General features: G+C 67.1%; 18 protein-coding genes. 12 read left to right on the plus strand and 6 right to left on the minus strand.

Features of this window, described 5'->3' with window-relative positions; all coding sequences use genetic code 11:
* The first annotated feature begins 45 nt into the window (after positions 1–45).
* Both J2X50_RS13780 and J2X50_RS13785 read left to right on the plus strand, forming a co-directional pair.
* Positions 46–744 carry a type 1 glutamine amidotransferase gene (locus J2X50_RS13780; RefSeq protein WP_429095789.1) on the plus strand — a complete coding sequence of 233 codons (699 nt, stop codon included), beginning with the start codon at positions 46–48 and terminating at the stop codon, positions 742–744.
* A 308-nt stretch (positions 745–1,052) separates the two neighbouring features.
* Positions 1,053–1,190: a hypothetical protein gene (locus J2X50_RS13785; protein WP_340036423.1), complete on the plus strand. Its 138-nt coding sequence runs from the start codon at positions 1,053–1,055 to the stop codon at positions 1,188–1,190.
* Here J2X50_RS13785 and J2X50_RS13790 read toward each other — a convergent pair.
* Entirely contained in the window at positions 1,174–1,932 is a 759-nt protein-coding gene (locus tag J2X50_RS13790) for a metallophosphoesterase family protein (protein ID WP_429095791.1), read from the minus strand. The two genes, J2X50_RS13785 and J2X50_RS13790, sit on opposite strands and share 17 nt — an antisense overlap.
* Positions 1,929–2,726 carry an FCD domain-containing protein gene (locus J2X50_RS13795; protein WP_429095793.1) on the minus strand — a complete coding sequence of 266 codons (798 nt, stop codon included), beginning with the start codon at positions 2,724–2,726 and terminating at the stop codon, positions 1,929–1,931. The genes J2X50_RS13790 and J2X50_RS13795 overlap by 4 nt, the downstream gene beginning before the upstream one ends.
* A gap of 178 nt (positions 2,727–2,904) precedes the next feature.
* Here J2X50_RS13795 and J2X50_RS13800 point away from each other — a divergent pair, with 178 nt between their 5' ends.
* The 6 genes from J2X50_RS13800 to J2X50_RS13825 all read left to right on the plus strand — a co-directional run bounded on the left by J2X50_RS13800 (position 2,905) and on the right by J2X50_RS13825 (position 10,239).
* Positions 2,905–4,248: a DUF3422 family protein gene (locus J2X50_RS13800; protein WP_429095795.1), complete on the plus strand. Its 1,344-nt coding sequence runs from the start codon at positions 2,905–2,907 to the stop codon at positions 4,246–4,248.
* A gap of 322 nt (positions 4,249–4,570) precedes the next feature.
* Positions 4,571–6,067, plus strand: coding sequence for an FAD-linked oxidase C-terminal domain-containing protein (locus J2X50_RS13805; protein ID WP_429095797.1), 1,497 nt, complete (start codon positions 4,571–4,573; stop codon positions 6,065–6,067).
* Between the two features lie 232 nt (positions 6,068–6,299).
* Positions 6,300–7,553, plus strand: a complete 1,254-nt coding sequence (gene glcE / locus J2X50_RS13810) for a glycolate oxidase subunit GlcE (protein WP_429095799.1) — start codon at positions 6,300–6,302, stop codon at positions 7,551–7,553.
* On the plus strand, positions 7,550–7,927 hold the full coding sequence (locus J2X50_RS13815; protein ID WP_429095800.1) for a DUF4870 family protein: 378 nt from the start codon (positions 7,550–7,552) through the stop codon (positions 7,925–7,927). Before glcE ends, J2X50_RS13815 begins: the two co-directional genes overlap by 4 nt.
* 25 nt (positions 7,928–7,952) lie before the next feature.
* Complete coding sequence (glcF, locus tag J2X50_RS13820; RefSeq protein WP_429095802.1) at positions 7,953–9,254, plus strand: glycolate oxidase subunit GlcF; 1,302 nt, start codon at positions 7,953–7,955, stop codon at positions 9,252–9,254.
* 181 nt (positions 9,255–9,435) lie between these two features.
* The gene (locus J2X50_RS13825; protein ID WP_429095804.1) at positions 9,436–10,239 is read left to right on the plus strand and encodes a L,D-transpeptidase; all 804 of its coding nucleotides are present in this window, start codon (positions 9,436–9,438) and stop codon (positions 10,237–10,239) included.
* Between the two features lie 9 nt (positions 10,240–10,248).
* Here the strand turns inward: J2X50_RS13825 and J2X50_RS13830 are convergent, their stop codons facing one another.
* Positions 10,249–11,175, minus strand: a complete 927-nt coding sequence (locus J2X50_RS13830; protein WP_429095805.1) for a bifunctional 5,10-methylenetetrahydrofolate dehydrogenase/5,10-methenyltetrahydrofolate cyclohydrolase — start codon at positions 11,173–11,175, stop codon at positions 10,249–10,251.
* A 304-nt stretch (positions 11,176–11,479) separates the two neighbouring features.
* On the minus strand, positions 11,480–12,226 hold the full coding sequence (locus J2X50_RS13835) for a L,D-transpeptidase (RefSeq protein WP_429095806.1): 747 nt from the start codon (positions 12,224–12,226) through the stop codon (positions 11,480–11,482).
* Between the two features lie 201 nt (positions 12,227–12,427).
* On the opposite strand from J2X50_RS13835, the gene J2X50_RS13840 reads away from it, so the two are divergent.
* Positions 12,428–13,066 (plus strand): DNA-3-methyladenine glycosylase I, encoded by a 639-nt coding sequence (locus J2X50_RS13840; RefSeq protein WP_429095808.1) that lies wholly within the window; start codon positions 12,428–12,430, stop codon positions 13,064–13,066.
* A 159-nt stretch (positions 13,067–13,225) separates the two neighbouring features.
* Here J2X50_RS13840 and J2X50_RS13845 read toward each other — a convergent pair whose 3' ends face one another.
* Both J2X50_RS13845 and J2X50_RS13850 read right to left on the minus strand, forming a co-directional pair.
* Positions 13,226–13,621, minus strand: a complete 396-nt coding sequence (locus J2X50_RS13845; protein WP_429095809.1) for a hypothetical protein — start codon at positions 13,619–13,621, stop codon at positions 13,226–13,228.
* Positions 13,622–13,638: 17 nt separating this feature from the next.
* Positions 13,639–13,839: a hypothetical protein gene (locus J2X50_RS13850; RefSeq protein WP_429095810.1), complete on the minus strand. Its 201-nt coding sequence runs from the start codon at positions 13,837–13,839 to the stop codon at positions 13,639–13,641.
* A gap of 201 nt (positions 13,840–14,040) precedes the next feature.
* Here J2X50_RS13850 and hisS point away from each other — a divergent pair, with 201 nt between their 5' ends.
* From hisS to hisG, 3 genes are all read left to right on the plus strand, one after another.
* Positions 14,041–15,558: a histidine--tRNA ligase gene (gene hisS, locus J2X50_RS13855; protein WP_429095811.1), complete on the plus strand. Its 1,518-nt coding sequence runs from the start codon at positions 14,041–14,043 to the stop codon at positions 15,556–15,558.
* 219 nt (positions 15,559–15,777) lie between these two features.
* A complete protein-coding gene (locus J2X50_RS13860) occupies positions 15,778–16,896 on the plus strand; it encodes an ATP phosphoribosyltransferase regulatory subunit (protein WP_429095812.1) in 1,119 nt (372 codons plus the stop codon).
* Positions 16,896–17,600 carry an ATP phosphoribosyltransferase gene (gene hisG / locus J2X50_RS13865; RefSeq protein ID WP_429095813.1) on the plus strand — a complete coding sequence of 235 codons (705 nt, stop codon included), beginning with the start codon at positions 16,896–16,898 and terminating at the stop codon, positions 17,598–17,600. Before J2X50_RS13860 ends, hisG begins: the two co-directional genes overlap by 1 nt.
* The last annotated feature ends 48 nt before the right edge of the window (positions 17,601–17,648 follow it).

Below are 17,648 nucleotides of genomic sequence, written 5' to 3' on the forward strand. Positions count from 1 at the left end.
TAGGGCTCGCCGCAGCTTTGTCACGCCACCGCTCGAAGGGCCGAAATGCGCGTTCTGATCGTCCAGAATTTTGAGAAGACGGGTCTCGGCCAGCTGGGTGCGGCCCTCACCGAGGCGGGCGCCGAGATCGTCCAGTGCAACGCCTATCTCGGCGAGCCGCTGCCCGCGGATGCGGACGGCCACGATGCGCTCGTCGTGCTCGGCGGCGGGCAGAATGCGCTCGACGACGGCCATTCTCCCTATTTCCCGCAACTGCTCGAACTGGCGCGCGAATTCGTCGACAGGGACAAGGCGGTGCTCGGCATCTGCCTCGGCAGCCAGCTGCTGGCACGCGCCTTCGGCGGCCACAACCGCATCGGCGGCGCCACCGAGTTCGGCTGGCACGGCATTTCGCTCACCGAGGAGGCCCTCGAAGATCCGGTCTTCGCCGAGCTCCCCGACAGTTTCCCGATCTTCCAGTGGCACGACGACACCTTCAGCCTGCCCGGCGATGCCGTGCGCCTTGCCGCAAGTTCCGTCACCGGCAACCAGGCCTTCAGGGTCGGCCGCGCCGGCTATGGCATCCAGTTCCATTTCGAAGCCGACCGGGCGATGGTCCGCGAATGGAACGAGGCCTTCGCCGACGTGATCGCCAGCGCCAATCCCGACTGGCCCGAACGGCACGAGGCCGAGGCTGCCCGTCATGGGCCCGAGGCGGATGCCGTGGGCATGGCCCTGGCGCGCGCCTGGGTGGCCGCGATCTGACGGCTGACGGCGGCAGCCGATCACCGTCCGCCATCCCATTTCGTGACATTTTTGGCACTGCGAAAGAAATCCGCTGTGGACGGTCGTTTGCCCGCTGGATTGTGCCGAAAAGCCTTTCTATGAGAACTCCCGCGCCGGGCGGAAATGGTATCGCGAATGAACCGTTCCCGCATTCGGAGCGACACAAGCCCGATACAGAACGACCCTACAAGCTCGGCTCGACTGGCCGGGCAGCAGTGCCGTGCAGCAACTTTTCGTAAACTTGTTCGTAACTCTGCTCATGCAGAGTGCAGGAAGCTCAACCTGAGATGACCCCTGTGAAAGCAGTGCTCCTGTCCCTCGCCATGCTGTCGGCCATCGTGCTCGGCGGCTTCGGAATCTATTCCGCGGACGCCGCGTCCGATCACAACGTCGTCGACGGCTACGGCGTCACCGCCGCCCGCTGACGCGCGCCACCTCTACTGAAATCAGTCGCTTTTCGGCTCCGTCGACGACGAGCGCCGTGAGCCTGCCTGAATGGAACGCGCCCGTGTCGATGTTGATGCGGTTGGGCATCACCTCGGCTTCGGCCTGGGGTGTATGGCCGTGCACGATCACCTTCGGGTGTAGCGCCGGATAGTTCAGGAATTCGCCGCGGATCCACAGCAGGTCGCGCGGGTCCTGCTCGTCGAGCGGGACTTGCGGCCGGATGCCGGCGTGGCAGAAGAAGAAATCGCCGAACGTTGCCGAGGCGGGCAGCCGGCGCAGGAAGCGCCGATGGCTGTCGGGAACCGCCCTGACCAGTGCGGCATGGGTCTGATGCAGGCCGAGCGCATCGGCCATCCGCAATGCGACGCCGTATGACCACGCCGTCTCCGGCCCACCGTTGCGGGCGAAAAGCCCGGCGGGATCGGGATAGTCGAGGAAGTCGAGAAACCCCTGGTCGTGGTTGCCGGCGAGCACGATGTTGCGGTTGTCGCGCGCGACGGCGGCGATGAGGAACTCGATCACGCCTTTCGAGTCGGGACCGCGGTCGACCAGGTCGCCCAGGTGGATGATGCGCCAGTCGGGCGGCCGGTCGCGGGCGATCTCCTCGGCGATGCGCGCATGCATTTCGACGAGCAGGTCGAGATGGCCGTGGATGTCGCCCACCGCATAAAGGCGAATGCCCTCCGGGCCTCGGGCATCGAGAAAATGCATGCCGGTCATGGCTGTTTCCGGTCGGCTCCGCCGGTTTCGAGCCGCTGCTTCAGCCTGAGGCGGGAAATGCGCTGCCAGTCGCTGCTGCGCTCGGCCTCGGCCATGGCGCGTTCGAGATAGCTGATATGGTCCATCGCCGCCTTGCGCGCGCCGGCGGCATCCCCTGCGGCCACGGCGCGGTGGATCGCCTTGTGCTGGTCGAAGAGCGCGTCGCGCGCCGCCGGCAGTGCAAATACCACCAGCCGGTTCTGGAACACGCCGTCGGACAGGAGCCGGTAGCAGGAGCGCAGCGTGTGCAGCAAAATGATGTTGTGGGCGCATTCGCCGACCGCGTGGTGGAACTCGACGTCGATCGCCGCTTCCTCTTCGAAGTCGGCCCGGCCATAGGCCGCCTCCATGCGCTGCATGATCCCGTCGAGCATCGCCAGGTCCTCCCTGGTCGCCCGCCGCGCGGCGTATTCGGCGGCGAGCCCTTCGATCTCGCGCCGGTATTCGAGGTAGTCGGAAGCAGCCTTCCTGTGGCTGACGATCAGTTCCATGACCGGTTTGGAGAACACCTGGCCGATGACGTCGGCGACATGCGTCCCGCCGCCGTGGCGCGACACCATCAGGCCGCGCGCTTCGAGCGCCTTCAGCGCGTCGCGCAGGATCGGCCGCGACACGTCGAGCTGCTTGGCCATCTCGCGTTCGCCGGGCAGCCGGTCGCCGGCCCGCAGCACGCCTTCGAGGATCAGGCTTTCGATCTGCTCAACCACCTCGTCGGCGGTGCGCGAATGCTCGATCCTGGAAAAGATGTCGCTCAAGGGGTGCTGTCCGGAAGCTCTGTCCTTGGCCGCAAGGATAGGTGGGAGGCCCCCGACTGGTCAAATTATTTATCCACTCCGGCAGTATCTCGATGTGCCACTTGTGATGCACAGTATCAGCCGCCGCTAAAGTTGGCGTTTGCCTGTTGCGGTAAACTTACCTAGAGGCAGGAAGGTCATGGCATCGAGGGAGCCGCAAGTGACAGCCGAGCCGTCCTCACTGGAGTTTTTGCCGCGCGCGACCGGCAGCGTCATGGGTTTTCCGGCCCATGAGGGACGTCCCGGCGCCCTCGGCGAGGTCCATTCGCGGCCGCATCCGCTGGTCGAAAGCCCGCGCGTGCTGGTCCAGCTTTCCTTCATGACCGAGGGCGGGTCCGCCGTCGACCAGGCGGTGCTTTCGGAACTGTCGCGCCGCCTCGGCATCGCCGCGCCCGACCGCCAGGCCCGCCACCATGCGATGAAGTGGGGCCAGGGCTCGCTGCGCTGGGAGCGCCACACCGAGTTCTCTACCTATCTGTGGGAAGGGCCGCTGAGCGACGGTGGCCGCGCCCAGGAGGATTCGCCCTTCGGCAACGGCTTCAGCCCGCCCGGTACCGTCATCTCCGGCATCCGGCTCGAGATCCGCAAGTGGACGCCGGCCAGCGAGAAGCTGATCGCGACCTTCGATCCCACCAGCCTGTGCTACTCGCTGGTCGAGAGCGGGGCCGCCGCCATCGTCACCGACTTCCGCCAGGACGGCGATGGCCTGACCCGCATCCTCATCCTCGACCGCGGACTGACGCCGGCGCGGACCGGCGCGCTTTCGGCACGGCTGACCGATATCGAGACCTACCGTACCCTGGCGATGCTGGGCCTGCCGATGGCGCTGTCGCTTTCGGGCCGCGTCCGCCGCATCGAGGACCGGCTTGCCCAGATCACCCGCGAGATGAAGGCGATCGAGACGCGCGACAGCCAGGCATTGCTTGCCGACCTCACCGAGCTTGCCGCCGAGCTCGAGGCCGACGCCGCCTCCAGCCTCTACCGCTTCGGCGCCAGCCGCGCCTATGACGGCATCGTCCGCGAGCGCCTCGAAGCGCTCGACGAGGAGGTCGTGCCGGGCTACGACACCTGGGCCGGCTTCCTCAAGCGCCGCGTCGCGCCGGCAATGCGCACCTGCCGTTCGGTCGAGGAGCGCCAGGCCAATCTCTCGCGCAAGCTGACCCGCGCCACCACGCTGCTGCGCACCTGGGTCGACGTCGAGGTCGAGAAGCAGAACCGCGACCTGCTTGCCTCCATGAACAACCGCGCCCGGCTGCAACTGCGGCTGCAGCAGACCGTCGAAGGCCTGTCGGTCGCCGCCGTGTCCTACTACGTCGTCGGCCTGGTCGGATATATCGCCAAGGGTGCTTCGGCGGTCGACCACGCCTTCGCGCCGGAGATCGTCACCGCCGCCGCCGTGCCGCTTGCCGTGCTGCTCGTCTGGTGGGGCGTCCGCCGGGTGCGCCGCGCCCATAGCGAATCCAAGCTGCACCCCGGAGAATAGCGGCGCTTTGCCTTCTCCCCTTGCGGGGGTGCCCCGAAGGGGCGGATGAGGGGTGTTGGCCGGAGTGCGCGACGGCCGGTGTTCGGTACGCCAAGCCCCTCTGCTACCTCACGCTCCGTCCGTCCAGCACCCCTCATCCGTCTTGGCGCCTCGCGCTGATCCGCCTTCTCCCAAAAGGGGAGAAGCAAGGGCGTTGCCAGCGGCAGATTGACGCTGCGGGAAGGTCCCGGCGCGCCGCTTCTGTCATCGACCTTCTTCCGGTTTGCATGCGTTCGCCTCAACTGGTAAAAGCTTTTTACCAGTTCTCGACCGCAGGTGACCGATGTCCGGCATATTGATGCCCAAGCCCGATGCGGCGACGCTTGCCCGCCGCGCCGAGATCGTCGCCGACATGCGCATCATCGTGCCGGGCGAGGGCGTGGTCGACACGGTCAATGAGATGCGCGCCTTCGAGAGCGATGGCCTGACCGCATATCGTCAGCTGCCGCTGGTCGTCGTGCTGCCCGAAACCGTCGCCCAGGTGTCGCGGTTGTTGAAATACTGCAATGAGCGCAACATCCGCGTCGTGCCGCGCGGCGCGGGCACTTCGCTTTCGGGCGGTGCGCTGCCGCTCGAGGACGCGGTGCTTCTGGTCATGAGCCGCTTCAACCGTATTCTCGAGATCGACTATCCCAATCGCACCGTCACGGCCCAGCCGGGCGTCACCAATCTCGGCATCACGACCGCCGTCGAGCAGGACGGCTTCTATTACGCCCCCGATCCTTCGTCGCAGATCGCCTGTTCGATCGGCGGCAACGTCGCGGAGAATTCCGGCGGCGTGCACTGCCTGAAATACGGGCTCACCGCCAACAACGTGCTCGGCATCGAGATGGTGCTGATGAACGGCGAGGTGGTGCGGCTCGGCGGCAAGCATCTCGACGCCGAGGGCTATGACCTGCTCGGCGTCATGACCGGCTCGGAAGGGCTGCTCGGCGTCGTCACCGAGGTCACCGTCCGAATCCTCCAGAAGCCCGAGACGGCGCGGGCGCTGCTGATCGGCTTCCCGACAAGCGAAGAGGGCGGCCAGTGCGTCGCCGACATCATCGGCGCCGGCATCATTCCCGGCGGCATGGAGATGATGGACGGCCCGGCGATCCGCGCCGCCGAGGACTTCGTCCATGCCGGCTATCCGCTCGACGTCGAGGCGCTGCTCATCGTCGAGCTGGATGGCCCCGCAGTGGAGGTCGACCATCTGATCGGCCTGGTCGAGGCGATCGCCAACCGTAACGGCGCCACCACCTGCCGCATCTCCCAGTCCGAGCAGGAGAGGCTGACTTTCTGGGCCGGCCGCAAGGCGGCATTCCCGGCCGTCGGCCGCATCTCGCCCGACTACTACTGCATGGACGGCACCATCCCGCGCAAGGAACTGCCGCGCGTGCTCGCCGGCATGCGCGAACTGTCGGAGCGCTACGGCCTAGGTGTCGCCAACGTCTTCCACGCCGGCGACGGCAATCTCCACCCGCTGATCCTCTACGATGCCAACAAGCCGGGCGAGCTGGAGAAAGCGGAAGAGTTCGGCGCCGACATCCTGCGCCTATGCGTAAAGGTCGGCGGCGTGCTGACCGGCGAGCACGGCGTCGGGGTCGAAAAGCGCGACCTGATGCCGGAGATGTTCGACGACATTGATCTCGACCAGCAGATGCGGGTCAAATGCGCCTTCGACCCCAATCATCTGCTCAATCCCGGCAAGGTCTTCCCGCAGTTGCGCCGTTGCGCCGAGCTCGGCCGAATGCATGTCCACCGCGGCCAGGTGGCGTTTCCGGACATTCCGAGGTTCTGAGGGGTGAAAATTTGATGCTGGCGCTCTGTCCCACCCCCCTCTGGCCTGCCGGCCATCTCCCCCACAAGGGGGGAGAGCAGCTGTCATCGCCTCCTTCGCCAATCGCCAGCGCCGAAAGGTGGAGGCTGCGGCCGCAACTGCCAATCTCCCCTCTTGTGGGGGAGATGGCCGGCAGGCCAGAGGGGGGTGGGAAGAAACGCGGCCTTTCGGACGTTCCTGGCGGGCTCAACCCATGACCACCTTTACCCCCGCCACCGCAGCTGATGTCCTCTCCGCGGTCCAATGGGCCTCTGCCGAAGGCGCGCCGCTGGAGATCCTCGGCCAAGGCTCCAAGCGCGCGCTCGGCCGGCCGCTGCAATGCGAACATACGCTCGATCTGTCGCAACTCGCGGGCGTTACCCTCTACGAGCCCGCCGAACTGGTGCTGTCGGCAAGGGCAGGCACGCCGCTGGCCGAGATCGAGAAACTGCTCGCCGACAACGGCCAGCAGTTCGCCTTCGAGCCGATGGACTACGGCCCCTTGCTGGGACAGGCGCCCGGGCGTGCCACAATCGGTGGCGTGCTGGCGGCCAATCTCGCCGGTCCGCGCCGCCTCAAGGCCGGTGCCGCCCGCGACCATATCCTCGGCATCCACGCGGTGTCCGGGCGCGGCGAGGCCTTCAAGTCGGGTGGCCGCGTCGTCAAGAACGTCACCGGCTACGATCTCTCCAAGGCCATGGCCGGCTCGTGGGGCACGCTGGCCGTCGTCACCGACCTCACCTTCAAGGTGCTTCCGGCTGCGGAAACCGAGACCACGCTCGCTATCCGAGGACTGCTGGACGATAACGCCACCGCTGCGATGTCGATCGCCATGGGGTCCAGCGCCGAGGTTTCTTCCTCCGCCCACCTGCCCGAGCGCATGGCGGGCCGCGTCCTCGACGGCAGGCTCGGTGGCGATCCGGCCACCCTGCTGCGTGTCGAGGGCTTTGGCCCGTCGGTCGCCTATCGTCTCGGCCAGCTCCGGCATCTGCTCGGCAACGCCGGCCCCATCGAGGAGATCGCCCACGAGGCCTCGCGGGCGCTGTGGCGCGACGTGCGCGACTGCCGGCCCTTCGCCGACGGCACGGACAAGCCCGTCTGGCGCATTTCCATGCCGCCGGCCAACGCCCACCACATGGTGCTGGCGCTGCGCATGCAGGCAGCAGTGGATGCCTTCTACGACTGGCAGGGCGGCCTGGTCTGGCTGCGCATGGAAGGCGAGCCGGAGGCGGACTTGCTGCGCGCGCTGATCAGGAAGTTCAGCGGCGGCCATGCGACGCTGGTCCGCGCCGCGCCAGCCTGGCGCGCCGCGATTCCCGTCTTCGAGCCGCAGCCGCCGGCCCTTGCCGCGCTTGCCGCGCGGCTCAAGGCCGAGTTTGACCCCAGGCACATCCTCAATCCCGGCCGGATGGTGCATTCGCCCGACTCTGCTACCTTGGCGCGTGCAACAGAGGGAGCCACTTCATGAGCGACACGCAGCCGACCCCCACGCCACGCCAGACCGACCGCTGGCTCGAACCTGGCCCGACCAACGTCCAGGTGATCTATGTTCTCTATCTCGCCGGGCTGGTCATCGGCATTACCGGCATCATCGGCATCATCCTGGCCTACATGAACCGCGGCAAGGCCGGCGGCATCGTCGAGACCCACTACACCTGGCTCATCCGCACCTTCTGGATCGGCCTGCTCTACGCGCTGGCCTCCTTCGTGCTGATGTTCCTGTTCATCGGCATCATCCTGATGTTCGCGGTCGCCGTCTGGTTCATCGTCCGCTGCATCATGGGGCTGCAGGCGATCGGGCGCGGCGAGCCGATCAAGAACCCCGAGAGCTGGCTGATCTAGCTGCAGAGAAGAGTACCGAAACGCCGTGCAGACCAATTTCACCACAGCCCAGCTCGCCGATCCGCATGTCGCGGAATCGGAGAAGATCCTGCGCAAATGCGTGCATTGCGGCTTCTGCACGGCGACATGCCCGACCTATGTGACACTCGGCAACGAGCTGGATTCGCCGCGCGGCCGAATCTACCTGATCAAGGACATGCTGGAGAACGGCCGCCCGGCCGACAAGGAGATCGTCACCCACATCGACCGCTGCCTGTCCTGCCTCGCCTGCATGACCACATGCCCGTCGGGCGTGAACTACATGCATTTGGTCGACCACGCCCGCGCCCATATCGAGAAGACCTACAGGCGCCCGCTCGCCAACCGGTTGACGCGCTCGCTGCTGGCATTCGTCCTGCCGCATCGCGGCCGCTTCCGCGCCGCCCTCAAGCTGGCGAAACTCGGACGACCCTTTGCCGGCGCCTTCGACAAGGTTGCGGCACTGAAACCGGTCGCCGCCATGCTGCGCCTCGCGCCTGTGTCGGTGCCGGCGACGTCGGCTCTGGAGAAGCCCGGCGTCCACACTCCGAAGGCGGTAAGGCGCGGCCGCGTGGCCATCCTCACCGGTTGCGCCCAGCCGGTGCTCGAGCCCGGCATCAACGAAGCGACGGTGTCGCTGCTCAACCGGCTCGGCGTCGAGGTGGTGGTCCCGGAAGGCGAGGGCTGCTGCGGCGCGCTGGTCCATCACATGGGCCGCGAGGAGGCAGCACTTGCCTCGGCCAGGCAGAATGTCGACGCCTGGACGCGCGAGATCGAGCGCGGCGGCCTCGACGCCATCGTCATCACCGCCTCGGGATGTGGCACCACGATCAAGGACTACGGCTTCATGCTCAGGCTCGATCCCGCCTATGCCGAAAAGGCTGCGCGGGTTTCGGCGCTGGCCAAGGACGTCACCGAATATCTCGCGACGCTCGACCTGCCCGAGCCGGCCCGCAAGCTGGGCCTGACGGTCGCCTACCATTCCGCCTGCTCGATGCAGCATGGCCAGAAGATCACGCGCCAGCCCAAGGACCTGCTCGCGCGCGCCGGCTTCTTGGTCAAGGAGCCGCGCGAGGGGCACCTGTGCTGCGGCTCGGCCGGCACCTACAACATCATGCAGCCGGAGATCTCCGCCCGCCTGCGCGACCGCAAGGTCAAGAACATCGAGGCGACGGGTGCGGCGCTGGTCGCCACCGGTAACATCGGCTGCATCACCCAGATAGCCTCGGCGGCCAGGCTGCCGGTGGTTCACACCGTCAAGCTGCTCGACTGGGCCTATGGTGGCGACAAGCCGGCCGGCATCGGCTGATCAACTAACCGAGAGCGACGCGCGGATACCTTGCTATTTCGGGATGCTCTGATAGCGGAGGTCCTCGCAATCGGTTTCGCCGCCGGTCGGCAGTCTTCGATACCGCAGATTGAAACCCGGGCATGGAACATGCGAAATTGGCGCGTTCCAGGGTTCGCAGAGAGCATTATTGGAAAGCTTGATGACGACTTTTACCCGCCGCAGGTTGCTTGCCCTGGCCGCGACCGGAGCAGCCTCCGCCGCGCTGTCGGCCTGTTCGACCACAAGCAGCCAACGGGCCGCCTATATAGCTCCTGCCTTTCCGGAACCTCCGGTGGCGCCGCCGTTGAGCGTGGACCCGGCTTTCGGCGATCCGACCATGATGTATGCGGCCGTCAACGACAACGGCTACGACATTCCGGGCGTCCCGTTCAAGAAGATCGACCGGCGCTACTATCGCCAGATCGTGGCCGATCCGACCGGCGAAAAGCCGGGCACGGTCGTGGTCGATACGTCGACGCATTTCCTCTATCTGGTGCTTGGCGACGGTGAGGCGATCCGCTACGGCGTCGGCCTCGGCCGCGCCGGCTTCGAATGGGCCGGGCGCGGCGTCATCGAGTGGAAGCAGGCATGGCCGCGCTGGTTCCCGCCGAACGAGATGATCGACCGCCAGCCAGAACTCGAGCCGTACCGCGCCAAACAGGTGCCGGGCAAGAACGAGTGGGAGGGCGGCATGCAGCCGGGTATCCGCAATCCGCTGGGCGCACGTGCGCTCTATATCTTCCAGGACGGCAAGGACACGCTCTACCGGCTGCACGGTTCGCCCGAATGGGCATCGATCGGCAAGTCCGTCTCATCCGGCTGCGTGCGCCTGATCAACCAGGACGTCATCGACCTGTTCGAGCGCGTGTCCGACGGCACGCCGATCGTCGTCACCAGCGGATTGCCGACCGGCATGGCGCCGGCCGCGGTGTCCGAGATCAGCAGCGACGCCTACAGGCTGTAGGCGTCGGCTCTACTCCGCTGCAGCCAGCTTGGCGTCGCCGGTTGCGAAGCTCGATTTGTAGAGCGCGCGCTGCCGGTTGAGCGCCACCATGGTGTTGCGCAGCAGGATCGCCACGGTGACCGGGCCGACGCCGCCGGGCACCGGCGTGATCCACGACGCCACGTCCTTGACCGAATCGGTGTCGACATCGCCGACGATGCGGGTCGAGCCGTCCGGCTGCGTCTCGGCATTGATGCCGATGTCGATCACCGCCGCGCCGGGCTTCACCATGTCGGCCTTGATCAGCCGCGGCTTGCCGACGGCGACGAACAGGGCGTCGGCGCGGCGTGCATGCGCTGCCACTGAGCGCGTCATGTGATGGCACACCGTCACCGTCGCGCCCTCGCTCATGAGCAGGAAGGCGATCGGCTTGCCGACGATCTCCGAATGCCCGACCACCACCACCTCCAGGCCCCTGAGGTCGAGGCCGGTGGCCTTGAGCAGTTCCACCGAGGCCGCCGCGGTGCAGGGCGCGAGGTCGAGCTGGTTGTAGACGATGTTGCCGATCGAGGCGGGATGCATGCCCTCGACGTCCTTCAGCGGATGCACCGCGGCCTGGATCGCCTTGATGGGAATGTGCTGCGGAACCGGCCTCTGGATGATGATGCCGGTGATGCGCGGATCGGCATTCATGCCGTGGATCGCGGCTTCCAGTTCACCGGCGGTCAGTTCGGCCGGAAAGCGCCGTTCCTCGAAGTCGATGCCCGCGAGCTCGGCCTTGGTGCGCTGGTTGCGCACATAGACGTCCACTGCCTCGACGTCGCCGACGGTGATGGAAACGAGCTTTGGGCGGAAGCCTTCCTCGGTGGCCTGCAGGGCAGCGGCGCGAACCTCGGCAATGATGCGGGCGGCAACTGGGCCACCCTTGAGATAGCGGGTGTCATCGAGCGGCGGCATCTTTTTCTCTCCGGCGGTCAACGGCCAGCTCGCCGGCCGAAAGTCTATCTACGGAAGGCGCGCAGGATGAGTAGCTGGGGCACGGCGCGTCCGTTCAGCCGCGGCGCTCCAAGTCGTTTCTCCGATACTTCGCCGTGTCGCCAAAGGGAAGGGCGGTCAATGTCTAAATTTTACCTATATTGAACAAATTTTCCTGAAGTTGACGCAAGGGCACCCTTCGAACGTGGAAAAGGGGCAACGCTCGGCGCTGCCCCTTTTCCCGGAGGCCCGGCTTCCGCAGCCGGGCTCCGCCTCCGTAGCGGAACTATCTGACGATCACCTTGGTGCCGACCGGAACGCGCTCGTAGAGCTCGATCACGTCCTCGTTGCGCATGCGGATGCAGCCCGAGGAGACGGCGCCGCCGATGGTCCAGGGCTGGTTGGTGCCGTGGATGCGGTAGAGCGTCGAGCCGAGATAGAGTGCGCGTGCGCCCAGCGGATTGTCGGGACCGCCCTCCATCTTCGCCGGCAGCACGCGTCCCTTGGCCCGTTCGCGCGCGATCATCTCGGCCGGCGGGCGCCAGTCGGGCCATTCGCGCTTGGCGGTCACCTTGTGGGTGCCCGACCATTCGAAGCCCGGCTTGCCGGTGCCGACGCCGTAGCGCCGCGCCTGGCCGCCTTCCTCGACGAGGTAGAGGAAGTTCTCGATCGTATCGATGATGATCGTGCCAGGCTTCTCCCCGCCCTCATAGGCGACTTGCTGCGGCAGGTAGATGGGGTTCATCTGCGGCCGGACGGTGCGCTTTTCCGGCGCCCGCAGCGCGGCCAGCTGCGGCCGGGCCGGGTTCGCCTGCCGGCGCTGCACCGCGCGCGGCGGCGCCTGGTAGAGCCTCGGCTCGCGCGATTGCGGCCTGGGCGCAACTTCCGCCGGATCGCGGCCGAGCTGCAGCACCCAGGGCGCCGAAAGGTCGGGGCTGACCACGACGGGCGGCCGCTCCGCATAGCGGTCGTAGGCCAGCGCCGGCGAGGCCAGGAGGGTGGCACAGGCAGCGAGGATCAAAGGGGTCTTCATGGCGGCACTCTTCAACATCCTGGTCGCGAGCAGCGATCCGTTCGCAGCCGACCTTGGCTGTCCGATCCCACCGAAACGTGAATCGGGTTGCTTAAAATGCGGCTTTGTCAGCAAACCATTCGGTGTGGTTACCAGGCCGTTCAGGAATCTGGTAAAGCGCGGGTAAATCAAAGCCTTCGGGCAATTGGCGAGCGGTGGACGATGGACGAGAAAAAGACGGGTCTCATGCAGGGCGCCGATGGCGCGACACGCTGCTTCTGGCCGGGCAGCTTGCCGGACTACCTGCACTACCATGACCATGAATGGGGCCGCCCGGTCGGTGACGACCATCGCCTGTTCGAGAAGATCTGCCTCGAGGGCTTCCAGTCGGGCCTGTCGTGGCTCACCATTCTGCGCAAGCGCGACAGCTTTCGTGAAGCCTTCTCCGGCTTCGACTTCGACAGGGTCGCCGAATATGGCGAGGCCGACATCGAGCGGATGCTGGGCAATCCGGGGATCGTGCGCCACCGCGGCAAGATCGTCTCGACCATCAACAATGCCAGGCGCGCCCGCGCCCTCGCCGACGAGGCGGGGTCGCTCGCGGCCTGGTTCTGGCGGTTCGAGCCGGGCGACGACGAGCGGCCCAAGGTGGTCGACTACCCGACGCTCATCGCCAACCCGACGACGCCGACCTCGACGCGGATATCCAAGGAACTGAAGAAGCGCGGCTGGACCTTCGTCGGCCCGACCACCGTCTACGCCTTCATGCAGGCCATGGGCCTGGTCAACGACCATATCGAGGGCTGCATGTGCCGGGCAAAGGTCGAGGCAGAGCGGCGGGTGTTCAAGCGGCCGGGGTGAGAGCAAGAATTACCCCCACCCCTAACCCCTCCCCACAAGGGGGAGGGGACAATCTGACGACCTGACATGTATCGAAGAAGCTTTGGCCTCATACTGGCTGGCGTCGCCAGGGAGGGGTTAGGGGTGGGGGTATTCTAAAGCGAGGCGATGCTAAACGGCCTAGCGCTCATACCGCCCCTTGTAGCCACTCCCGGCGATGTTCCAGACCAGCGAACGGCCGGACACGGTGAGCACCAGTCCGCCGAAGCCGCGGTCGTCGGGCGTGTGCCTTCGCGAGGCGGCGCTGCGCCCCGCGGGGATCACCTCGACGGTCGATCCGCGCTTGACCCAGCAGCCCCTGCCGTACTGGTCGTTGGCGCCATAGGCGAGCATGAACTCGAAGCTGCCGTCGGGCCTGAGCAAAAGCTCGGACCCCACCTCCATGACGCCGTTGAGGTAGTAGTGGCCGGCGAGCCGCTTGTCGCCGGGCTCGCAGGCGGCTGCTGCGCCGGCGAAGCCCGGGGCTGCTAGGATCGCGAAGGAGAGTGCGGCAAGGGACGGGAGTTTGCGCAACATGGGCAGTGCCGTCCTGGCTAGGCGTCGCCGCCGGAGAACAAAAGGCCTGCGATGATGACGCCGACCGTCCCCAGCGCAGGATAGAGCACGAGCAGGGCGGTGACGAGCGTGTCGGCAACGCGCGGCGCGGGATTCCCGCGATTTGCGTGACCTGGCCGGGCAGGGCGCAGCCGCGCCATGATTTCGTCTCTTGGAGTGGCGGTCCTGGGCATCGTCATGGCCTCGGTTTCCGATTTCGCGCCTTATCGGGCGCAGCTGTTTCGGCACGATGTCGGGCGGGGCGGGCGATTGTTTCGGCCTGTCGTTCCGACGTTGGCCCGCCGCTCGCGCCAAACCCTTGCCGCTCCCCACCAATTCGGTTACGACACGGCGCGCCGCGCCTGCGGCCAAAACTTCTGGAAAAATCGCGGAATTCGACCATGGCCGACAAATCGGAAAAGATGAAAGCGCGACTGCCGCGCGGCTTCGTCGACCGCAGCGCGGACGACATCCGGGTCGTCGAGAAGATGATGGCGAAGATCCGCGAGGTCTACGAGCTCTACGGTTTCGAGCCGGTCGACCAGCCGCTGATCGAATACACCGATGCGCTGGGCAAGTTCCTGCCCGACCAGGACCGTCCCAACGAAGGCGTCTTCTCGTTCCAGGACGACGACGAGCAGTGGCTGTCGCTGCGCTACGACTTGACCGCGCCGATGGCGCGCTTCGTCGCCGAGAATTTCGAGAGGCTGCCCAAGCCCTACCGCAGCTATCGCTCCGGCTGGGTGTTCCGCAACGAGAAGCCGGGTCCCGGCCGCTTCCGCCAGTTCATGCAGTTCGATGCCGACACCGTCGGCACGCCCGGCGTCGCGGCGGACGCCGAGATGACCATGATGATGGCCGACGTGATGGAAGCGCTCGGCATCAGGCGCGGCGACTACGTCATCCGCGTCAACAACCGCAAGGTGCTCGACGGCGTGCTCGAGGCCATCGGCCTCGGCGGCGATCCCAACGCCTCGCGCCGGCTGACCGTGCTGCGCGCCATCGACAAGCTCGACAAGTTCGGCGCAGACGGCGTCAGGCTGCTGCTCGGCAAGGGCCGCTGGGATGGCGGCAAGGAAGGCGAGGGCGACTTCACGAGGGGTGCGGACCTCGACGAGGCCGCGATCGACATCGTCATCGCCTTCACCGAAGCCGGCGCCGATGACGCCGCCACCACCGTCGAGAACCTGCGCGCCGTTGTCGCCGGCAATGCGCGCGGCACCGAAGGCGTCGACGAACTCGCCCAGATCGGCTCGCTTGCGGCTGCTGCCGGCTATGACGACGGCCGCATCAGGATCGACCCCTCTGTCGTGCGCGGTCTCGAATATTACACGGGCCCCGTCTTCGAGGCCGAGCTCCTGGCCGAGATCCCCAACGACGAGGGGCAGGTCGTGCGCTTCGGCTCGGTCGGCGGCGGCGGCCGTTACGACGGTCTCGTCTCGCGCTTCCGCGGCGAGCCGGTGCCGGCCACCGGCTTCTCCATCGGCGTGTCGCGCCTGATGACGGCGCTGAAGAACCTCGGCAAGCTCGACACGTCCGACGTTATCGCTCCCGTGGTCGTACTGGTCATGGACAAGGATACGGAAAGCCTCGGCCGCTACCAGAGAATGGTCACCGACCTTCGCCGCGCCGGCGTGCGCGCCGAAATGTATCTCGGTGGTGCCGGCATGAAGGCGCAGATCAAATATGCCGACCGTCGCGGTTCGGGCATCGTCGTCATCCAGGGTGGTGACGAGCGTGGCAGGGGCGAGGTCCAGATCAAGGACCTGATCGAAGGCGCCCGCCTTTCGGCCGAGATCACCGACAACGCCGAATGGCGTGCCGCCCGTCCGGCCCAGATCACCGTGCCGGAAGCCGATCTTGTCGCCGAGGTGAAAAAGATCCTCGCCGCGCAGGCGGAAGAGCGCAGCCGTGGCTAGTGGGTTCAGCGCCTCGTCGCGCCCCCCTCTGGCCTGCCGGCCATCTCCCCCACGAGGGGGGAGATCGGCAGTTCCGACCTATGCGCCGCATCTGGGGCGTTGGCGATCGGCTGCAAGCGAACTGAAGGCTGATCTCCCCCCTTGCGGGGGAGATGGCCGGCAGGCCAGAGGGGGGCAACATCGAGCGCCAACCTCTGCCGCAATGACATTGGTGCCCGCATGAACGCGCGCTATCCGGCGATCGCGGCCGACATCCTCAAGCTCTTTGCCGCGCGCGGGGCCGATGCGGTCGACGTGCCGGTGCTGCAGCCGGCCGATCCGTTCCTCGACATGGCCGGCGAGGACCTGCGCCGCCGCATCTTCCTGACCGAAAGCGAGACGGGTTCGGCACTCTGCCTCAGGCCGGAATTCACCATCCCGGTCTGTCTCGACCACATCCGCACCCGCTCGGGCACGCCGCGCCGCTATTCCTATCTCGGCGAGGTCTTCCGCCAGCGTCGCGAGGGTGGCAACGAGTTCTTCCAGGCCGGCGTCGAGGACCTCGGCGACAAGAACATCGCCGTCGCCGATGCGCGCTCTGTGGCCGACGCGCATGCGCTTCTCACGCTTTGCCTGCCCGGCAGGAGCCTCACGGTTACCCTGGGCGACCAGGCGATCTTCGAGGCGGTGCTGGCGGCCCTTGGCCTGCCGCGCGGCTGGCGCATGCGGCTCGCCCGCGCTTTCGGCTCGGCGGAGCAGCTGGCCGCCGCACTCGACGATCTGGCAGCACCCACCCGCAGTTCCGCTCTCGCCGAGCCGGTCGCTTCGCTCGTCGCCGACGGCGACCTCGATGCGCTGGCGGCGCACATCGCCGAAGGCATGGAGCAGGCGGGGCTGTCGCCGTCCGCCGGCCGCACGCCCACCGACATCGCCCGCCGCCTGATCGAGCGGGCCGAACTGCGCAGCGTGCGCCTGTCGAGCGATGCCTTCGAGGCCCTCAAGCGCTTCCTGTCGATCCATGTCGCGCTGGACGCGGCCCCTGCCGCGCTCAATGAATTCGCCGCGGCTGCCGGACTGACGCTCGGGGCCGCGCTCGAGAATTTCTCCGCGCGCGCCGAGGCGATCGCCGGCCACGGCCTTGCCGCCGGCACGGTCCGCTACGATGCGGCCTTCGGCCGGCCGCTCGACTATTACACCGGCCTCGTCTTCGAGATTTCCGGCCCCGAGGCCGACCGGCCGCTGGCCGGCGGCGGCCGCTACGACCGGCTGCTGACGCTGCTCGGCGCCGGCAAGCCCATTCCCGGCGTCGGCTTCTCCGTCTGGCTCGACCGCATCGAAGCGCTCAGGGAGGCACGCTGATGACAATCTCGCTCGCGGTGCCGTCCAAGGGGCGGCTCAAGGAGCAGGCACTCGACGTGCTGGCCAAGGCCGGCTTCACGGTCAACCTGCCCGAGGACGACCGCCGCTACCGCGCCACCGTCGATGGCCGGCCGGACATCGAGATCGCCTTCCTCTCCGCCTCGGAGATCGCCGGCGAGATCGGCCAGGGCAATGTCGACCTCGGCATCACCGGCGAGGACCTCGTCCGCGAAAACCTCGCCGACTGGGAACGCAAGGCCGAGATCGCAGCCCGGCTGGGCTTCGGCCATGCCGACGTCATCGTCGCCGTGCCGGAGATCTGGCTCGACGTCGACACCATGGCCGATCTCGACGACGTCGCCGCCGATTTCCGCCAGCGCCATGGCCGCCGGCTGCGCATCGCCACCAAATACTGGCGGCTGACGCAGCAGTTCTTCTCGCAGAAGCACGGCATCCAGGTCTATCGCATCGTCGAGAGCCTGGGGGCGACAGAAGGCGCACCCGCGGCAGGCTCCGCCGACGTCGTCGTCGACATCACCTCGACCGGCTCGACGCTGCGCGCCAACCACCTGAAGATCCTGTCGGACGGCATCATCCTGCGCTCGCAGGCCTGCCTGGTGCAGTCACGCAGGAAGCGTAGTGCCGCCGACGAGGCCGCGCTCGCCGCATTCAACGCGACAATAGCGGCGGCCGTCGGCGGTTGACGCGCGCGCGCCCCGGGCACCGGCTTTGTCCGGGACTGCCGACTGTCC

Source organism: Aminobacter sp. BE322, from assembly GCF_050433525.1.
Lineage (GTDB): Bacteria > Pseudomonadota > Alphaproteobacteria > Rhizobiales > Rhizobiaceae > Aminobacter.

Bases quoted from the DNA above. Each gene is read 5' to 3' on its own strand.
- J2X50_RS13790 (WP_429095791.1), bottom strand. From the start codon at position 1,932: ATGACCGGCATGCATTTTCTCGATGCCCGAGGCCCGGAGGGCATTCGC.
- hisS (WP_429095811.1), top strand. From the start codon at position 14,041: ATGGCCGACAAATCGGAAAAGATGAAAGCGCGACTGCCGCGCGGCTTC.
- J2X50_RS13815 (WP_429095800.1), top strand. From the start codon at position 7,550: ATGAGCGACACGCAGCCGACCCCCACGCCACGCCAGACCGACCGCTGG.
- J2X50_RS13860 (WP_429095812.1), top strand. From the start codon at position 15,778: ATGAACGCGCGCTATCCGGCGATCGCGGCCGACATCCTCAAGCTCTTT.
- J2X50_RS13845 (WP_429095809.1), bottom strand. From the start codon at position 13,621: ATGTTGCGCAAACTCCCGTCCCTTGCCGCACTCTCCTTCGCGATCCTA.
- J2X50_RS13835 (WP_429095806.1), bottom strand. From the start codon at position 12,226: ATGAAGACCCCTTTGATCCTCGCTGCCTGTGCCACCCTCCTGGCCTCG.
- J2X50_RS13785 (WP_340036423.1), top strand. From the start codon at position 1,053: ATGACCCCTGTGAAAGCAGTGCTCCTGTCCCTCGCCATGCTGTCGGCC.
- J2X50_RS13850 (WP_429095810.1), bottom strand. From the start codon at position 13,839: ATGACGATGCCCAGGACCGCCACTCCAAGAGACGAAATCATGGCGCGG.
- J2X50_RS13840 (WP_429095808.1), top strand. From the start codon at position 12,428: ATGGACGAGAAAAAGACGGGTCTCATGCAGGGCGCCGATGGCGCGACA.
- glcE (WP_429095799.1), top strand. From the start codon at position 6,300: ATGACCACCTTTACCCCCGCCACCGCAGCTGATGTCCTCTCCGCGGTC.
- J2X50_RS13780 (WP_429095789.1), top strand. From the start codon at position 46: ATGCGCGTTCTGATCGTCCAGAATTTTGAGAAGACGGGTCTCGGCCAG.
- J2X50_RS13825 (WP_429095804.1), top strand. From the start codon at position 9,436: ATGACGACTTTTACCCGCCGCAGGTTGCTTGCCCTGGCCGCGACCGGA.
- J2X50_RS13830 (WP_429095805.1), bottom strand. From the start codon at position 11,175: ATGCCGCCGCTCGATGACACCCGCTATCTCAAGGGTGGCCCAGTTGCC.
- hisG (WP_429095813.1), top strand. From the start codon at position 16,896: ATGACAATCTCGCTCGCGGTGCCGTCCAAGGGGCGGCTCAAGGAGCAG.
- J2X50_RS13800 (WP_429095795.1), top strand. From the start codon at position 2,905: ATGGCATCGAGGGAGCCGCAAGTGACAGCCGAGCCGTCCTCACTGGAG.
- J2X50_RS13805 (WP_429095797.1), top strand. From the start codon at position 4,571: ATGTCCGGCATATTGATGCCCAAGCCCGATGCGGCGACGCTTGCCCGC.